Annotated in this window: 15 protein-coding genes, 16 tRNA genes and 1 rRNA gene; 1 reads left to right on the forward strand and 31 read right to left on the reverse strand. The window is 49.3% G+C overall.

Annotation, left to right across the window (positions count from 1 at the left end; all coding sequences use genetic code 11):
* Position 1: 1 nt before the first annotated feature.
* The 12 genes from D3P09_RS07320 to D3P09_RS07375 all read right to left on the reverse strand — a co-directional run bounded on the left by D3P09_RS07320 (position 2) and on the right by D3P09_RS07375 (position 12,708).
* Complete coding sequence (locus D3P09_RS07320; protein ID WP_120108376.1) at positions 2–481, reverse strand: DUF6530 family protein; 480 nt, start codon at positions 479–481, stop codon at positions 2–4.
* 345 nt (positions 482–826) lie between these two features.
* The gene (locus tag D3P09_RS07325) at positions 827–1,558 is read right to left on the reverse strand and encodes a glutamine amidotransferase (protein ID WP_165867341.1); all 732 of its coding nucleotides are present in this window, start codon (positions 1,556–1,558) and stop codon (positions 827–829) included.
* Between the two features lie 61 nt (positions 1,559–1,619).
* Entirely contained in the window at positions 1,620–2,930 is a 1,311-nt protein-coding gene (locus D3P09_RS07330; protein WP_120108379.1) for an ArgE/DapE family deacylase, read from the reverse strand.
* 89 nt (positions 2,931–3,019) lie between these two features.
* A complete protein-coding gene (locus D3P09_RS07335; RefSeq protein ID WP_120108381.1) occupies positions 3,020–3,529 on the reverse strand; it encodes an ureidoglycolate lyase in 510 nt (169 codons plus the stop codon).
* 27 nt (positions 3,530–3,556) lie between these two features.
* Complete coding sequence (locus tag D3P09_RS07340; RefSeq protein ID WP_120108383.1) at positions 3,557–4,588, reverse strand: autoinducer 2 ABC transporter substrate-binding protein; 1,032 nt, start codon at positions 4,586–4,588, stop codon at positions 3,557–3,559.
* A gap of 5 nt (positions 4,589–4,593) precedes the next feature.
* Positions 4,594–5,538, reverse strand: a complete 945-nt coding sequence (locus D3P09_RS07345; protein WP_120108385.1) for an ABC transporter permease — start codon at positions 5,536–5,538, stop codon at positions 4,594–4,596.
* Positions 5,535–6,497, reverse strand: coding sequence for an ABC transporter permease (locus tag D3P09_RS07350; protein ID WP_120108386.1), 963 nt, complete (start codon positions 6,495–6,497; stop codon positions 5,535–5,537). Before D3P09_RS07350 ends, D3P09_RS07345 begins: the two co-directional genes overlap by 4 nt.
* Positions 6,494–8,005: a sugar ABC transporter ATP-binding protein gene (locus tag D3P09_RS07355; RefSeq protein ID WP_120108388.1), complete on the reverse strand. Its 1,512-nt coding sequence runs from the start codon at positions 8,003–8,005 to the stop codon at positions 6,494–6,496. The genes D3P09_RS07350 and D3P09_RS07355 overlap by 4 nt, the downstream gene beginning before the upstream one ends.
* A gap of 127 nt (positions 8,006–8,132) precedes the next feature.
* Positions 8,133–9,068, reverse strand: a complete 936-nt coding sequence (rbsK, locus tag D3P09_RS07360; protein WP_120108389.1) for a ribokinase — start codon at positions 9,066–9,068, stop codon at positions 8,133–8,135.
* 16 nt (positions 9,069–9,084) lie between these two features.
* Complete coding sequence (locus D3P09_RS07365) at positions 9,085–10,143, reverse strand: LacI family DNA-binding transcriptional regulator (RefSeq protein ID WP_243643936.1); 1,059 nt, start codon at positions 10,141–10,143, stop codon at positions 9,085–9,087.
* A 514-nt stretch (positions 10,144–10,657) separates the two neighbouring features.
* Positions 10,658–11,272, reverse strand: coding sequence for a suppressor of fused domain protein (locus tag D3P09_RS07370; RefSeq protein ID WP_120108391.1), 615 nt, complete (start codon positions 11,270–11,272; stop codon positions 10,658–10,660).
* A 38-nt stretch (positions 11,273–11,310) separates the two neighbouring features.
* The gene (locus D3P09_RS07375; RefSeq protein ID WP_243643937.1) at positions 11,311–12,708 is read right to left on the reverse strand and encodes a hypothetical protein; all 1,398 of its coding nucleotides are present in this window, start codon (positions 12,706–12,708) and stop codon (positions 11,311–11,313) included.
* A gap of 174 nt (positions 12,709–12,882) precedes the next feature.
* Here D3P09_RS07375 and D3P09_RS07380 point away from each other — a divergent pair, with 174 nt between their 5' ends.
* Positions 12,883–13,332, forward strand: a complete 450-nt coding sequence (locus D3P09_RS07380; RefSeq protein ID WP_120108394.1) for a VOC family protein — start codon at positions 12,883–12,885, stop codon at positions 13,330–13,332.
* A gap of 157 nt (positions 13,333–13,489) precedes the next feature.
* On the opposite strand, the gene D3P09_RS07385 is transcribed toward D3P09_RS07380, so the two are convergent.
* The 19 genes from D3P09_RS07385 to D3P09_RS07480 all read right to left on the reverse strand — a co-directional run.
* Positions 13,490–14,380 (reverse strand): alpha/beta fold hydrolase, encoded by an 891-nt coding sequence (locus D3P09_RS07385; RefSeq protein ID WP_120108395.1) that lies wholly within the window; start codon positions 14,378–14,380, stop codon positions 13,490–13,492.
* A 162-nt stretch (positions 14,381–14,542) separates the two neighbouring features.
* Positions 14,543–15,154: a DUF2239 family protein gene (locus D3P09_RS07390; RefSeq protein ID WP_120108397.1), complete on the reverse strand. Its 612-nt coding sequence runs from the start codon at positions 15,152–15,154 to the stop codon at positions 14,543–14,545.
* A 698-nt stretch (positions 15,155–15,852) separates the two neighbouring features.
* Positions 15,853–15,934, reverse strand: a tRNA-Leu gene (locus D3P09_RS07400).
* A gap of 29 nt (positions 15,935–15,963) precedes the next feature.
* Positions 15,964–16,040: transfer RNA gene (locus D3P09_RS07405), tRNA-Arg, on the reverse strand.
* Positions 16,041–16,054: 14 nt separating this feature from the next.
* Positions 16,055–16,128, reverse strand: a tRNA-Cys gene (locus D3P09_RS07410).
* Positions 16,129–16,138: 10 nt separating this feature from the next.
* Positions 16,139–16,213: transfer RNA gene (locus D3P09_RS07415), tRNA-Gly, on the reverse strand.
* A 6-nt stretch (positions 16,214–16,219) separates the two neighbouring features.
* Positions 16,220–16,294: transfer RNA gene (locus tag D3P09_RS07420), tRNA-Gln, on the reverse strand.
* A 31-nt stretch (positions 16,295–16,325) separates the two neighbouring features.
* Positions 16,326–16,401 (reverse strand) — tRNA-His (locus D3P09_RS07425).
* Between the two features lie 20 nt (positions 16,402–16,421).
* Positions 16,422–16,495, reverse strand: a tRNA-Trp gene (locus D3P09_RS07430).
* A gap of 7 nt (positions 16,496–16,502) precedes the next feature.
* A tRNA-Tyr gene (locus D3P09_RS07435) sits at positions 16,503–16,586 on the reverse strand.
* 3 nt (positions 16,587–16,589) lie between these two features.
* A tRNA-Thr gene (locus D3P09_RS07440) sits at positions 16,590–16,665 on the reverse strand.
* A gap of 21 nt (positions 16,666–16,686) precedes the next feature.
* Positions 16,687–16,762, reverse strand: a tRNA-Phe gene (locus tag D3P09_RS07445).
* 14 nt (positions 16,763–16,776) lie between these two features.
* Positions 16,777–16,853, reverse strand: a tRNA-Asp gene (locus D3P09_RS07450).
* Positions 16,854–16,888: 35 nt separating this feature from the next.
* Positions 16,889–16,965, reverse strand: a tRNA-Met gene (locus D3P09_RS07455).
* A 16-nt stretch (positions 16,966–16,981) separates the two neighbouring features.
* A tRNA-Val gene (locus tag D3P09_RS07460) sits at positions 16,982–17,057 on the reverse strand.
* Positions 17,058–17,124: 67 nt separating this feature from the next.
* Positions 17,125–17,199: transfer RNA gene (locus tag D3P09_RS07465), tRNA-Glu, on the reverse strand.
* Positions 17,200–17,203: 4 nt separating this feature from the next.
* Positions 17,204–17,294 (reverse strand) — tRNA-Ser (locus tag D3P09_RS07470).
* A 3-nt stretch (positions 17,295–17,297) separates the two neighbouring features.
* A tRNA-Asn gene (locus tag D3P09_RS07475) sits at positions 17,298–17,373 on the reverse strand.
* A gap of 184 nt (positions 17,374–17,557) precedes the next feature.
* Positions 17,558–17,684: ribosomal RNA gene (locus D3P09_RS07480) — 23S ribosomal RNA — on the reverse strand; the annotation flags it as partial.

Here is a 17,684-nt window from a genome sequence, read left to right on the forward strand (position 1 = left end):
GTTAATAGCCCATATCTTGCAGAAGCTTGGCTAACGTGCGAAGCCGTTCGCCTAATAATTCACCATCATCGCTCAGCGCTTGGCTGAACAGCTTGATATCTTCATCAATGCTCTCATTGTCCGCAGCGATTGCTACCGTCATGGCGCCTCCTTGAAGAGCAAGCCGATCCAGAACCGGCTGCTCTGGATCATAAAGATGCTCATAGCGGTAGGCCTCTTGAAAATGTGCCATTGACCGCAATAGCAGAATGGACAAATCCAGCACACGATGGAGAGGCAGCTCCTCCGATTCACATGACCACTCCACTCCAGTATGTCTCCATACCTTGGCCGAGGCTAGAGTCTTGCATTTATCATTACCCTGGGTTAATCCCAAAGAAAGAGCTTTTGCATCCGTTCTCCCGGCCATCCGGCCGTCAACCTTCTCGTAATTTTCCGAAACAACAACAGGTTTGTGCTCCAATGAAGCTGGTGAGTTCATGTCATTCCCTCTTCTCGTTTTACTAAATTACTAATTTACTAAATTACTGCTTAATCTTAGCTTGGATTTTAGCCATCGTCAAGCTGATGCCAACTAGCAACACTTTTAGCCTGCCATACTCTACATTTAGCCATAATAAAAAAAAACCTCCATCAGTATGGAGGTTAAACGTTAATTCAAATCTGTTATAAGCTAGCGTGAAAAAAGAACATGTCTCTTGAAAGCTGTCATTCACCCGGCGACGGTTATGCAGTTCATTATCCTACAGCTCATTTAAATAAAGGCGCCTGCTAGCTTCGAGCCAGCAGACGTCCGTTTTCGTGTATGATGATGTCTACTGCCCCATTACTTCAGATACTTGATTAGCTTGGACCAGAAGGCAGAATAGTGCTCCCAATTCATAAACTCCAAGGATCCCCAATGCGGCGAACAATCGCTTGCAAAGGCCGCCGTCTTGCCCGCTCCGTAGGTTCCTACCGTTAGAATAGCATCACCCTCATGGCTGAGCAGCTCCTCCGCCCCCGGCTTGGCCGACAGCTTGTTATACCCTAGCAGCTTTGGCCATTCTCCCAAGTCATTGACCAACGGATGCGACTGCGATATGAGAGGCGAGAAGCCGCTCGGCTTCTCTACGCGGTCATCCTTATCCATCATGACAACCGGCAGCACATCGGCCAGTACCGTATTCCGGTAATTGGCTTTTCCTTCGATCCCCATGAAGGTCAGGTAACCGCCAACCATCAGCAGGCCGCCGCCTTCAGCAACATATTGCTTCACAAGCTCAAGGGCGTCCGGAATGATTTGCATTTGATAGAAGGTTGGATTTTGGAGCAGGAATGTATTGGCTCCAACGTCGCTAATTACAATCGCATCGTAGGCTTTGAGCTCCTCCAGCGATTGAGGAAAGCGCACCTGCACTTCATGGGCAGGCATATAAGTGACGTCAATTCCCTCCTGACGCAGACAGGACAGCAAGTAAGTTGCTCCCTCCTCATACTTGGTCGAAGTAAAGCTGTCATAGCCTTTCGTATGAATCATATGCACAACCCAGGACTCGCCAATAAATAAGATTTTCATAAGTTCAAGCACCTCCGCATTTTTATATCACTCAGGCCTTGCAGGCCGTCTTGATCAATTGTTACGCTTCCTCGATTTCACACCAGTCCACAATCGTTTTGGCAATCATCTTGACCGCCTGAATGACTTCGGCGACTGGCGTAAATTCGTCGCTATGATGGGCAAGGCTTGGGTCGCCAGGCCCGAAATTAATGGTAGGAATGCCGACGTTCACCGGCCAGCCCATATCGGTATGGAAGCCCAGTCCTTCGATCTTCCCTTCCTCGCCAATGGCTTTCAAGGATTGCACACAGGTCTGTACAAAGGGATGGGACACATCCGTCTCCGCACAATCGGCATCCACCAGCCACTCGATTTCCGGCATATTCTCACGCAGCCAAGGATCCGCTTCCGATACCTCGCGCAGGAAGTCCGTCAATTCTTTCTTTACGTTGCCGCCTACGAGCTTCTCGTCCCGCTCCGAAGGCAGGTATTGCGCGTTAAATACGATTTCCGCCTCATTCGCGAAGGAGGTCGGGTATTCCCCGGCGTTTAATTGCGCGACATGCACCTGGCAAGGGATCGACAAGTAGGGATGAGTCTTGTTCACAGCCCATTGCTCATTCAAGCGGTCCAGATGCTCCAGAATATATCTTGCTTTCTTAATCGCATCAACCGCGCCGCCGTCCTGCCAATCCGCCTGCGGCATCTCAATATGGCCGCTGCGGCCTTGAATTTTGATTTTGCCCCATAGAATCCCGCGGCAAAGCGGTGCGATCGTCAGCGAGGTCGGTTCCGTTAAAATGCAAGCATCCGCCCGGTAGCCATGGTGAATGAAATCCAGCGCCCCCATGCCGCCCGCTTCCTCATCGACAACCGTGCCGACGACAACCGGCCCTTTAAGCTTAAACCCGCTGCGAAGAATCGCTTCGACAGCCATAATCATGGCTGCGACTCCGCCCTTCATATCAACGGTGCCGCGGCCGTACATCTTCCCGTCGATCACTTTGCCCTCGAACGGGTCAACCGTCCATTTGGAGCCTGCCATGACGACGTCAATATGGCCAAACAAGAGCAGCGACTTGCCTTCCGTTCCTTTGCCAAACGTAGCCGCCAGATTGGGTCTGCCCGTAAAATCTCTTCCCGGATAATAACCCGCCATGCCTTCATACTGCTTCAGCTCATCGGCGACTGGCTCCCAGACCTCAATATCCGCTCCGAGCTTCTCCAGCTTGCCGGCAATAAATTGCTGAAGGTCCTTCTCTTTCGATGGCCCCGGCTCCTCGAAGAACCAGGGGTTGACGCTCGGGATTTGAATAAGCTGCTGTAAAAACTGAATAATTTCATCTTGATGATTCTCGATCCATTCCATCACTCTCTGTTCTTGATTCATCTCTCTCTCTCCTTTGTGGCGGCACTCTCCTGATGCTGCATGAATCCGCAGTGCCGCAGACAAGAGCATCAGGAGCCGTGCCTGCTCGCTTATTCGAATCGAACGGTGCTACCGCCCACAAAATCAACCCACGGATTGATCATTTCGTCGCCGAATTTATCCTTTTTCTTCTCAATGCCGAACAGGTAACGGGCGTCGTCCGCAGCCGGGTAAGCCGGGCTATGCCAGACCCCCCGGTGGATGACGATAGCTTGTCCGGGCTTAATCCGGAAGCACTTGACGGTGGATGGGTCAGGACTTTCATCCGGATCGTCGATGTCCATGCACAAGGCTACAGGCTGTACAATCTCGCGATCAAAGGTAAGCAGCAGCTCCTCGCGGCTGACATGCCTCTCCATTGCCGTTACGGCAAATTCGCGCCGCTTGGTGACCACAAGGCCAAAGCCGATTGGCTCCCATACGTCCAGCATTTGCACATAGCTCCAGCAATCCCAACCGTCCCCGGATTTGGAAGGATCGATCGCCGGTATATCCACTACTTTGCCGTAGGGAGCAAAAGCCTCCTCCGTCAAATCTTCTATCTGCACCTTATACTCCATGAAGCCGCCTCCTAACAGGTAGATTGATTAGAAATCAAAGCTGTCCACATTCTCGTTCGTGACTTCAAGCGTGCCAATAAACACACTTTGTCCGTCTACCTTCACAGTCCCGATATTTGGAATCTCCATGCCGTCCTTGATTTCCTTGCCTTGAGCCAGCTGATCCATAATGTAGACCGTTACATAAGCCAGCTTGCCCGGATCCCAAATAATATCCGTTTTGATCGTGCCGTTTTTGATATAATTTTTTACGACGCTCGGGACGGCAATGCCTGTAATAGCCACTTGATTTTTCTCCAAGGTGCCAGCTTTTACAGCTTGCTCTACTACCTCCGCAGCGGCCGGTGGTTCACCGCCTGCAAATCCGATAATGCCTTTCAGATCAGGGTAAGTTTGAAGCAGATTTTGCGCATTGGCATACGCCTTTTGTTGATCGTCGTCGCTCGCGACAGTCGTTACAACCTCAATATCCGGATAGTTGGCTGCAAAATAAGCTTTTGCCGCATCCGATTTGGCAATCTGGTTTTGCGAGCCAAGACCGGCGACCATAAACGCTACCTGTCCTTTGCCGCCGATTTCTTCTCCGATTGTTTTGGCCAGAAGCTCTCCCACTTCCTGATCCGTAGCCGGAGCTACATAATATTGGCGTTCTGTATCCGGAGCGTCGCTGTCCCAAGTCACAATGTTGACGCCTTGGCCTTTCGCTTTTTTGAAGACTGGGCCTACCGCTTTCGCATCATTAGGCGATACGCCGATGCCGCTTACTTTGCGGGTCAGCATATCCTGAATCATATTAATTTGCTTGGAGGAATCCGCCTCTGTCGGCGCATTGAACAGCACCTCTACCTTCAGATCGGCTGCCGCCTTCTTGGCGCCCTTCTCAGCCGCCGCCCAATAAGCAGGACCGATCGACTTGGGATTCATAAAGTAAGTTCTAGAGCCGGAAGCTCCCTGATTCGGCTTTCCTCCGTTATCCGTTTGGTTCCCGCTTGTACTTCCGCATGCTGCCAAATTCAAAGCCAATACACCCGTCAGTAACGTCAATGCCAGCTTTTTCATAGGTTTCACTCTCCATTGAATTTTTTGTTTCCTACAGCAAGCAGAAGCAATGCCCCTAAAATAACTGCTTGATAAAGCACGGATACGCCTAAGAGATTCAATCCATTACGCAAAAACACGATGATCAGCAGCCCGACAAATGTGCCTGAAAGACTTCCCCTCCCTCCAAAAATATGTGTGCCCCCTATCAGAGTCGCTGTAATGACATCGAGCTCTATATTGGTACCCGATGTCGCCTCTGCGCTTGCCAGACGCGACACCAGAAATATACCCGCCAAGGCTGAAAACAGTCCGCTAAGCATAAACAGGATAAACCGGATGCGTACGACCGAGATGCCGGAATAGCGGACAACCTCTTCATTGTTGCCAATCCCGTACACATAGGTGCTGAATCTGGTCTTCTTCATGACAAAGCTGGCCAGAAGGAACATCACCACTAGGAAAATCGCATTAACCGGAATGAAGCCGATATATTGCTGGCCCATGAAGTAGAAAGCATCCGGAAAGCCGCTTATGGGTCTGCCCTGATTGATCACGTAGACCAGCCCCCGCAGCATCACGAGCATGCCAATGGTGACGACAATAGCCTGCATGCGGTGTCTTGCGATCAGATATCCGTTAACGGCCCCGCACAGCAAGCCCGCCAGCAGTCCAATAATCATACTGATCCATATATCGATGCCCCGCTCATACGCCACTCCCATACATACAGCGGAGAAAGCCAGAATGGAGCCAACCGAAAGATCCATCGCACCGGATATGATAATCATGGTCATCGGAATGGCGATCAGCCCTACTTCAACCATCTGGTTCAGCACATTCATAAAGTTGGTGACGGTCAGGAAATAGGGAGACAAGAAGCTGAACAGCACGATGATGACGAGCAGCAGCAGCATTTGAACGATTAGCTTATTTCCCTTAAGCGGGAACCGGCTTGCCCATGCACTCATACCAAATCCCCCTCTTTCCCTTTGTTTTGCCTTATGCGCTGCAGCGTGTTAATGACAATTGCCAGAATAATCAGAAAACCAGTCGCAGCACTAACCCAGAACGGAGAAACCTTGGATATAATGAGCCCGTTTTTCACAATGCCCATAAAGAGCACACCCAACATGGTTCCCGCTATGGTGCCGACGCCTCCGAAGATGCTTCCTCCGCCGATCAGAACGGCTGCCATGACTTCAAACGCTAGACTGCTGCCTGCTGTCGAGGCTTGCACACTGCCTACCTTGGCTGCAAAAATAACCGAGGCGATCCCGACCAGCAAGCCGCTTAATACATAAACCTTAAACTTAGTCCGGGCTACGCTGATTCCCGCAAGCTTGGCTGCCGGACCGTTCCCTCCAATGGAGTAGATTCTTCGGCCCGAGCGGGTGAATTTCATTAAATAGATGAAGATTGCTATGAGAATGACGGCTATCAGCAGCGGAAAGGAAATGCCTAGCACATACCCTTGTCCAAAGAAGCGAAATCCTTCCGGGAAGTTCGTCATCCAGGTCCCTCCGCTGATTCCTACCGCAATGCCCCTGAAGATATACATGGTGGCTAAGGTGACGATGATATCCGGTATTTTCCTTATCGCGATGAAATAGCCGTTGACCATGCCGCATAGAACTCCGATGCATATCCCCATAGCGGCGGCAATCCATGGATGAATGCCATTGCTGAGGAACAACCCGACTGAAGTCGCTGTCACCGCCAGCACGGAGCCGACGGATAAATCCATGCCGCCCAGCAGAATGACCATCGTCATCCCGATCGCCACGATAAACATGGAGATGTTCTGATCCAGAATCAGCCTTATATTTTCGAATTGCAAGAAGTCAGGCGAAAGGATGGAAAACAACAGCGTGACGAGAATGGTGAATATGATTATTGGCGCTTCATGCACATTTAGTAGGCGTTTCATAAGCAGCCTCCTTCTGAGAGCGGATGTGAAGCACGCTGCAGCAATTGTTCCTGGTCAGCCTCGCCATGCGCAAATTCATGCACGATCGTGCCTTTGTACAGCACCAGGATCCGATCGCTGAGTCCAATGACCTCCGGCATTTCGGAGGAAATCAGCAGGATGCTCAAGCCTTCCTGGGCCAGCTGATGAATAATATTGTAGATCTCCGCCTTCGCTCCGACGTCAACGCCCCGAGTCGGCTCCTCCAGAATAAGAATATCGGGATTCGCTGCAAGCCATTTGCCAATCACGACCTTTTGCTGATTGCCGCCGCTTAGAAAGTCTACGCTTTGCCCATCGCTGGGCGCTTTAATCCGAAGCTTCTCCATATACTCCTTGCTCATCTCTTTAATTCGCGCCTCGTCCAGCACCGTGTACTTTGAAAGCTGCGGCAGCATCGGTATCGACAGATTTTGCCGGATGGACATCGGTTTAATAATGCCTTGACGGTGACGGTCCGGCGGAACGTAAGCAATCTTCTTCGCCTTGGCCTGGCTCGGGCTATTGATTTTCACGGCTGTACCATGAATGATGATCTCACCTGTTCCCCGCCTTAGGCCGAATAAACGCTCGGCAATCGTATGCGTGCCGGAACCCGGAACGCCGAACAGCCCTAAGATCTCTCCCTTTCGCAGCTCAAACGATACATTGTGCGCGGAATCGAGCGACAGCTGCTCCGCCTTCAGCACAACCTCTTGATCGTGCTTCTGCTCCCTTACCGGATATAGCTGGCCGACCTCTTTGCCCACCATCATTTGGATCAAGCTCTGTTCGGTCACCTCTTCGATCCCTCGGGTATCAATCTTGGCCCCATCCCTCAGCACCGTTACTTTATCCGCTATTTCAAATATTTCCTTCATGCGGTGGGAGACATACACGATGGCTACGCCTTGCGCCCGAAGCCGGTTCACCACGTCGAACATTTTTTTCACTTCGTTTTCCGGAAGAGCCGCCGACGGTTCATCCATAATGAGCACATCCGCCTGAAAAGACAGCGCTTTCGCAATCTCGATTACTTGCTGGCTGTGAACGCCTAGATGCCGGACCTCCTGGCGGACATCAATTTCACCACCCCCTATGGAATCAACCAAACGCTGCGCCTCGTCATACATTTTGGACCACTGTATCCGTCGGAATCGGCCCACCATCTCTGGACGGTCGATGAATATATTTTCCGCGGCTGTCAGATTGGAAAACAAGTTGAATTCCTGATGGATAATAGACACGCCCTGCCGCTGGGCATCCAGCGGGTTGCCGAATGTCACTTCCTTGCCCTTCAGCCTGATAGTTCCTTGCGTTGGTGAATACACGCCGGACAAAATTTTCATCAGCGTCGATTTTCCCGCTCCGTTTTCCCCCATAAGCGCATGAACTTCGCCCGGATACAGCTCAAAGCTCACATCGGACAACGCTTTGACCCCTGGAAACTCCTTGCTGATGCCTTCCATTTTCAATACCGGATGCCTCATCGTTCGACCTCCTATTCGCCTTTCCGAGTTGCTTTTGGATAACTTTAACAAGACTAAGCGTTAAATCGTCAAAGTCCCAGCATACAGGTATCCCTTTCCAGAAAAGAATCCCCGCATATTGCCTTTTTTATGACATTCTTATTGTCCTACTGCTCTCCTCTGCAAGAAACGATTGTACCTCATCCTCCCTTGGAATCGAGCTTTGAGCGCCTGGTTGAGATACGGCCAGCGCCGATGCCGCCGTCGCGTAGCGCAGACAATCGCGCAATTCTGCTCCCGCTGCGTATTTGGCTGCGAATGCTCCGATGAAGGTGTCTCCTGCCGCCGTCGTATCCACTGCGTCAACTTTAAATGCGGGAAATGCAATTTGGCTTCCCGATTGATCCATATAAATTGAGCCTTTGCTTCCCAAGGTAATAATGAGATGAGGAATGCCTTCCTTCAGCAGCTTCTTTCCAGCCTCCAGCGCTTGGCTGCTTCCTTCAATGCGGATGCCGCTCAGCACCTCCGCCTCAACCTCATTCAGAATGAGGAAAGTCGCCTTGCCCAGCTGGCTCCGGTCAAACCCGTCAATTGGAGCCGGATTCATAAATACCGGAATATGGTTCTCTGCCGCTTTGTCCAGCACCCTTTCATTGACTGCCGCTGATATTTCATTTTGCAGCAAGATCACGTCAAAGCCGGAAAGATTCAATTGATCGATCTCATCCGCGCCATATCTTCCATTAGCGCCAGAGGATAATATAATGTTGTTCTCGCCAGCCCCATCTACTGTAATCAAGGCAAGTCCCGTCATACCGGGCTGGTCTGCAACATAATCAAGATTAATCCCATCCTCCGCCAATGCCCTGCGAATGTCGATGCCAAAGGAATCCGCGCCCAGTCCGCCAGCCATAGCGGCCGAAGCCCCGGAACGAGAGGCGGCCACCGCCTGGTTGGCCCCCTTGCCTCCAATAAAGAACCGGGTCTCGTTGCCCTGTATCGTTTCGCCGGGAACCGGGTGATGCTCAACCCCTGTGACGATGTCCATATTCATGCTGCCCACTACCAAGATCCTCGCCATGGCTCTCCCCCCGCTATTACGCCTTCAGTTTTTTGACTGAGCCGAATTTCTTCAACTCTACATCCAAAATCATTTTTTTCAGCTTCGTCTGTTCTTTAGGCTCTCCCTTGATTTTTTGAATAAGCATCTCCGCCGCTTGAATCCCCATCTCTCTTGTCGGCCTGCTGACTACAGTCACTCTTGGCTGAACGAACTGGGCAAGCTCGTTATCATCAAAGCCGATTAAGGAAATATCCTCCCCGATCCGAAGATTCAAATCGCGTATCGCCTTAATCGCGCCTGTGCAAATGACGTTGTTAGCCGCAAAAATAGCCGTCGGCGGCTGCCCGGATTGCATAAGCTCCGTTGTAAACCGGTAGCCGTCCTCCTCCAGCCAATTCCCCTGCTTGTGATAGGCAGGATCGGGTGTCAGGCCGCTCTCATGCATCGCTTGACGATATCCCCAATAACGGTCTTTGCCGTCGTTAAAATCATGTGCCCCGTCTATAATCGCAATGCGCTCATGACCATATTCCACGAAGTGCTTGGTCGCTTCGTAAGCGCCGCGGAAGTTGTCGATTAAGACGCCATCATGACCGCAATCGTTGATGTAACGGTCAACAAGGATAGTAGGCTTGCGAATATTCCGGTAAAACTCCGCATCCTTATGAGTGCCGATTAGAATGATCCCATCCACATTTTTCCCCAGGAAGCTTTCAAAAAATTCCTCCTCCTCCGCCTCGTCGCTATTCGTGGCAACGACTAGAGTGGTGAAGCCCTCCTTCTTGGCTACCTCGACCATACCGCCAATGACTGCGGTGTAGAATGGATTCTGAATCTCCGGCACCACGACGGACAGCATGTTGGTTTTTTTATTGACCATCGATGCAGCCATCGTATTCGGCACGAAGTTCATCTCTTCGATAATTTTAAGTATTTTCTTGCGAGTGGCTTCGCTTACGCGATCCCGCCCATTCATCACTCGGGATACGGTAGCGACAGATACACCCGCTTGCTTGGCTACGTCCTTAATAGTAATTTCCTTGTTCGTCTTAGCCACCCCCTTCCATTCAATCGTGTCATAACGTTTTCTCAATATTTCCCTTTGATAATAAACGATATTAGTTCATTTTTCCACCTCAAGGATGTAAACGTTTACGCAATTTCTGATTTTATTGTAGTTCATGATCACTCAGATTACAATAGGTTTTTTTGAAAAATCTAAAAATAAACCGTTTACATTAATTCTATGTAACATTATAGTGTTAGGTTAATGCCTAAATCATAGCGAAAATCTTTATATTTATGCGTTTTTCCGTTAGTTAAAGTGACACAAAATTAAGTGCTTCATTGAATACAAGCACATTTATAAAGAATCGATGTCATTTCCGTTAGAAATCTAACATTGAGCCACTTCTCCAAAACTTGAAAGGATATCCCATATTTCCTCATTCAGGAGTTCATTTTTCCACCTTTTTCTTGTTAAAACGTTTACGCAATTCACCTCAAAATTGTATAGTCCCTATAAACAAAAAAGCCTGAAGGCATTCAGGCTTAAACCTGAGTGTCATCCGGCTTACTGTCTCTTTCTTATAAGGATATGAATCCCCTTATTCATCAGGACGAGTGGGATCTATGATGGAATACGGAAGGTTTTCCATGTAAGCATCAAAAGCATCAATGCCATCTTGTAGAACGATACCCGCTTCTTTAGAAGTAATGGGGATGACCCACAAGACACTGATGATGTCTTCGCCTATATTTATTTCTTCGAAATCCTCGCTTTCCCCTCTTAGTTCATCTATCAAAAGGGCTTTTGTTGTCCAATTCTCTGGTGCGAGTGCGCTTTCCGTCATGACTCGCGGGACATCCGAAGATCGCATATGCTCCAAATTATGGGCAATCAGGTCGCAGAAATAAGAGAATACGCGATCTATGCTTTCTTGTCCCATATCGGGATTTAAAGCCAGCATCCACTCCGTCTCTGAAGGCTTTCCAGATTTTCGAACCGAATGAGACAGGCCTACTGTAGCGAATCTTGCTGGAGTCAGATCATTCATTGACGGGAAATAATAAATTTCAATATATACGCCCATTTCCGGCTTGGTCATGATGACTCTATATTCTGGCATAGACCACTCCTTAAGATATAAGCTAAGAATAATGGTCCTTCTGATGTCGAAGTCCAGAGCTTTTTCCGGGCTGGACATTTTATTGATTTGCATATCTATCACCTTTTTTCTTCATGAAGTTGGACCTGCGTTCATGATTTCCGCACAGAACTCCCGTCTACGCTTATTTTCCGAGCAATAAAATCTTTGAATCTGTCAAAATACCGTTCTGATGCTTCCCAGCGTTTGGCGTCCAAAAAAGACATGTCCTGTCGGACATGATGGTTAGGGGGTTGATAATGCCGGGAAACATAAGAGTTGTTGTCCAGCGTGTAGAAATAAAATGCACCATCCGGGGTCTCGATATCGATCCGGGCAGCAAAGCAGTATCCATCCTCATCGGTATAGGCCTGGCGACGAAAGCCGTAATATTTGGAACCGTCCCAGAAACCGTCATTCTCCTCCCCATAGGGGTCCAGCTCCTGTATGACAGGGTGCTGCAAAATGTCTTGCACAACTTTAACCTCAATATTCGGCAAATAAAGCTCAGCTGCATTCACGCATGTCAGCAGCATGAGCCAGTATTCAGCTAATGGCTTTGAGGACTCCTCGTCAATATCCTCCCACTCGCTATCTCCCGATTTCATCAACAGGCTGACAGAATGGTCGTCGTCCAGCCAAATAAAATAATGGTGCTGGGCAGTCTTGATGTAAACGCTGGGGTTCCGTTGTTCTCCATCATCACCAATATGCTCCCGCTGAACTTTGAAATAGGCGTCATGTTCCTCAAAATCAAAATAAGGTTGTTCATCCGTCATCAAAATAGACCGAGTCAGTTTCAGTATGTTTTCTTCATTGATGGTGTTGGAAGTGAAATACAAATGCTCCGCTTTCTTTCGTTGGAGAGCTTCACTCCAATCCAGCAATGCGGAACGCCCTTCCTCAAGTACAGTCACCAGCGTATGAAAAGAAAAATCGATTTCTTCCTCTTCACTGTCCAGAAAAACATCCTCAATCAATACCTTCCGAATATCGACCGGGAGCTCCTGACAGACCGCGTCCGTATCCCACACGTTTACCGCACATACAATGCTTTGCTCTCCGTCTGCTTTGAAGCGGTACTCGCCATCTTGAACTAAAACCTTTGCATTCAGATTGCCTTCTACAATCATTTCACCATGGTTGTAGGAGCCGCATAATATTTCCTCAACGCTTAAATCGCCCGCTACATAAACTTCCTGGCCGCCTACAGCGATATTTTTGGCGCTCAGGTTGCCAGTCACTATAAGAGCAATGGCACCGTCCGTTTCTTGGTTATAGAGGTTGTCTACTGTAAGGCTGCCATTTATAAAAACAATGATTACCCCTTCTTGCTGAGGGAAAGGCATATCCCAATCCAGATTGAGGAATGGCAGCGTCAAATCCCCCTCATAGTAGGCGACCAGGTTCTCGTCGTTGAAATCCTTGTAAAACTTCGACCACCAAGTGTTTTCCGGAAATTTCCCTGCGACCTGGCTAATGGGCAAAAACTGAAAATCGTTACTCATCATCTATCTCCCCTTTCATTCATCATCTTGTAGTCATCAACATGACTGTTCATTTCTACTTTAATAGATTTTACTTCTAATGAACATATTGACAAATAAGGTTTCCTTATAAGCAGGAGATACTATCGTAACTCCGAATTGTTAAATAATAAATTTGTACATCTAAGGAGATAAGCTATGGAAAAAAACAAATTACTGAGGATGGACAATGTCGGCATCGTTGTAGAATCTCTTGATAACGCAATTTCTTTCTTCGAGGAAATTGGCTTGAAGCTTGAAGGGCGGGCTGCTGTCGAAGGTGAGTGGGCTGGCCGCGTAACGGGGCTGGGTTCACAGCGTGTAGAGATTGCTATGATGGTTACCCCAGATGGTCATAGCCGGCTTGAGCTTTCGCGCTTTCTCACCCCGTCTCCTGTATCAGATCACCGAACCGCCCCTGTCAATGCCCTCGGTTATCTGCGCGTCATGTTTGCCGTTGAAGACATTGACGAAATGGTATCCAGGCTCACTAAGCATGGCGCTCAGCTCGTTGGCGAAGTGGTTCAGTACGAGAACTCATATAAGCTCTGCTATATTCGTGGAATTGAAGGGCTTCTAATCGGTTTGGCGGAGCAGCTCGGTAATTAATAAGGGACTCTCAGGCTAACGGGTACGATAGCTCAATAGCGGTCTCTGGAAATGTCCCGCAAAAATAAGCGCCGGTTCACGAAATTATCGTAAAACCGGCGCTTATTCGATCGTTTCCACATATACGTTCAACTGGAGGCGCGTTAACAAGCGCGTATCAATTGCGACGAGCCGTTCGCTCTATGCCATCAGCAGTTACGTTGTACAGCTGGTGCGGGAGGTCGTGTCCCATGCCTTCAACCAACATAAGCTCGGCACCCGGGATTGCAGAAGCCGTGTCCTCGCCACACGCCGGTACGAACAAGGGATCGTCCATCCCATGAATGACAAGCGCTGGTGCTTTTATTGTCGCCAGCCGCGGACGACGGTCACCGGAGACAGCGATCGCAGCAATTTGCCGCCCGATACTGCCTGGATCGTACGCCCGCTTAACTTCCTCCAGAATGAGTGCCCGATACGCGTCTTCTTCGAACGGATAGCCAGTGCCGGCGATGCTTTTAGCAAAAGAGAGGCTATGTGCCAAAAATCCCGCTTCATCCTCAAAGGGGCTCGACGCCGGCTTCGTCATCATTGCCATGATATCCGGAGAAGCTTGCGGAAGGGTGGGATTACCGGAGCTAGACATAATGGAGGTGAGTGATAGGACCCGTTCAGGGTACTCGCTGGCTGCAAGCTGGGCGATCATTCCGCCCATCGACCTGCCAACAAAATGTGCCCGGTCAATGGAAAGGGCGTCGAGCAGTCCGATAGCGTCATTGGCCATGTCATCGAGAGTATAAGGGATGTCTGGTCGCCGTCCTGACATGAGAGCAGCCGCCAGTGCTTCAAAATTCAGCGATGGATAATGGTTAAAGTGTGTCGAGCAGCCCACGTCGCGATTGTCAAAGCGGATTACGCGAAAGCCCCGCGCTGCTAATATCCGGCAAAACGGAACCGTCCATCGAATCATCTGGGTTCCAAGCCCGGCGATTAGGATAATAGCCTCGTCATTTTCGTCACCGAAACTGTCATAGGACAATTCAATGCCGTTGACTTTCAGTATATTCATGATTGTGTTTTCCTCCAATTAATCCGGTATCGAGAGTTCCGCAATAGGCAGAAGGCGTGAAACTTAGATCGCTACAGTCCGATGCCCCGATACCGGCCAGATAATCTTAACGAATAGATTCAAACTCTTTTTTTAATTCTTTACGCCTCCAAATGCTATCATTCATAAGCTCTCTTCAGGGAAAGCATAAGCGGCTAATCTTTTGACATGGTTTCTGATATCAGGTGCCCAGTCTTCGATGAAGTGGTTAAAGCGATCCAAATCACCAGCATACAGTGCCCGCAGAGCTTCTTCGTATTGATGGAAGTTCCCGGCCATAGCGGTCATAAAGTTATGTGCCGCTTCTTGAGACCCTCGAACATTGCTCTGTTCTTCTCCAGCACGGCGAGCTTCATCAATGAGCTTTCGTAATGTTACCGACGCCCCTCCAGGTTGACTCTTGAGCCATTCCCATTGCCGCGGCAACAACGTAACCTCACCGGAAACAACCCCCAGCTTGGGCCGGCCGACACGCCGTGCAGGCTGGTGTTTCACTTCCGTACCGGGTATGTCACCATACTGTTCTTCTAATCGTTCGAGCACATCATCTGTCTTCCCGCGAAAATCCACATCCACTTGCTTTCCCGTAGAATCGTCAAATAGAAGCAACTGTGTAAGGTCTCTATCATCCAGAGCATCCTTCACTGCGGTGACAACGTGCTGTAACGAACCACTGGCGACGACTCTCACACCCAAAAATGCCGTGCAGTATAAGTGCGTTAGGACATTACTCATGCTGGCCTCCTCTCTAATTGTTACACCTATTATACCCGGGTAAAAATAAATTATCAATATTACCCGGGTATAATGTATTTTCCATCCCCTCGCACCGCTAATGAACTAAGCGAACATAAACCTTCGTGTGGGAACTGCATTCATAAAGTGCCCAAAAACTCCGCCGACTTCGTTATAAATTAGGAGGTATCACGTATGGAGGACACACTAGCCGCTAGACAGTATCCGTTCCCTCGTTCACTGCCGCTGTAAGCTGCCGGAACCAGAAGACGTGGACTTCTCCACCATTGTTCATTTTGACTCCTTACAACTTGCCACGCGGCTAGGACACAAGTGAATACAAGTCTAGAGACAACGTTAAGATCAGCTTATATGATAGGTAATCAATAATCATATCTGTCGAGTCTTGATTATCGATATGGAGATACGTAACATCTCTTAGGATAAGACCGTTACATTCGAAGAGTTTAACATGCACAGAAGGCCGCCGAAGAAATCGGCGACCTGATCTGATATCATTTGCATGAAAGAAGTTCAAGAGTGGTTGGGACATAGTGATTATTCCACTACAGCAAATAATTATTCGCACTTGGAGTTCAGTGCCAAAGTATCTTCAGCAAACACAATGAGTCGAGTCTATAAAACATAAAAAAAAAGCCCACTAGAGAATATCTCTAATGAACTATCTTTGGTTAATGTGGTACCGGCGAGAGGACTCGAACCTCCACGGTTTCCCACTCGATTTTGAGTCGAGCGCGTCTGCCATTCCGCCACGCCGGCGCATTATGAGAACTTGCTTCAAAAGAAAATGGCGCGGCCTAAGAGATTCGAACTCCTGACCTTTTGATTCGTAGTCAAACGCTCTATCCAGCTGAGCTAAGGCCGCACACTATGGTGTTGTGGAGGCGCCACCCAGACTCGAACTGGGGGTAAAGCTTTTGCAGAGCTCTGCCTTACCACTTGGCTATGGCGCCAAAATTAAAATGGAGCGGAAGACGGGAATCGAACCCGCGACCCTCGCCTTGGCAAGGCGATGCTCTACCGCTGAGCCACTTCCGCATGTAATGGCTGGGGATCAAGGATTCGAACCTTGGAGTGACGGAGTCAAAGTCCGTTGCCTTACCGCTTGGCTAATCCCCAACATTATTTGTCATTACTTTAAGGTGTTATATGGGGCGATCGATGGGACTTGAACCCACGAATGCCGGAGCCACAATCCGGTGCGTTAACCCCTTCGCCACGACCGCCATGTTACACCTTATGAAATTGGCAGGGGCAGCAGGAATTGAACCCACACCAAAGGTTTTGGAGACCTTTGTTCTACCTTTAAACTATGCCCCTAGGTAAGTGGTGGAGGATGATGGATTTGAACCACCGAACCCGAAGGAAGAGATTTACAGTCTCCCGCGTTTGGCCACTTCGCTAATCCTCCATGTGGTGCCGTCGAGAGGACTTGAACCCCCAACCTACTGATTACAAGTCAGTTGCTCTACCAATTGAGCTACAACGGCAAAATTCAATTTGTTACTTCATGGTGGCTCGGGACGGAATCGAACCGCCGACACGAGGATTTTCAGTCCTCTGCTCTACCAACTGAGCTACCGAGCCTGATGATGTTATAATGGCGGAGCTGACGGGATTCGAACCCGCGGTCTCCTGCGTGACAGGCAGGCATGTTAGGCCTCTACACCACAGCTCCACATCATATGTACCCGGATGTCTCCGATGGTAATTTGGTTGCGGGGGCAGGATTTGAACCTGCGGCCTTCGGGTTATGAGCCCGACGAGCTACCGGGCTGCTCCACCCCGCGTCGTTAAAAGTATATATGGTGGAGGATGACGGGATCGAACCGCCGACCCTCTGCTTGTAAGGCAGATGCTCTCCCAGCTGAGCTAATCCTCCGTGTTGAGCGACTTTTATATCTTATCACATTCCTCTATAAGATTGCAAGTCTTTTTTAAAGAAAAGTTGGTGACCCGTAGGGGATTCGAACCCCTGTTACCTCCGTGAAAGGGAGGTGTCTTAACCCCTTGACCAACGGGCCTTACTGGCAGAGAGGAAGGGATTCGAACCCTCGATACGCGATTAACGTATACACGATTTCCAATCGTGCTCCTTCGACCACTCGGACACCTCTCTGTATGGCTCCCCGAACAGGACTCGAACCTGTGACAACTCGATTAACAGTCGAGTGCTCTACCAACTGAGCTATCAGGGAATATGCAGTTTTCGATGATTATGCTTCCTGAATGTCTTCAGAAAAGACAGAACCATGAACTTCAAGGTTTGCACCTTGAAAACTGGATACGAAAGTAATGCTTCAACTTCTTTAGCGTGCTCGCCAATCTCCAGGCTCACCCAAGCATATGCTTACGATGTCAGCCTTTCCTTCGGAAAGCTTGTAGGATAAGCCCTCGACCGATTAGTATTCGTCAGCTCCACACATTGCTGTGCTTCCACCCCGAACCTATCAACCTCGTCGTCTTCAAGGGGTCTTACTAATTGGGAAATCTCATCTTGAGGGGGGCT

Origin of the sequence: Paenibacillus pinisoli, from assembly GCF_003605435.1 — a bacterium.
GTDB lineage: Bacteria > Bacillota > Bacilli > Paenibacillales > Paenibacillaceae > Pristimantibacillus > Pristimantibacillus pinisoli.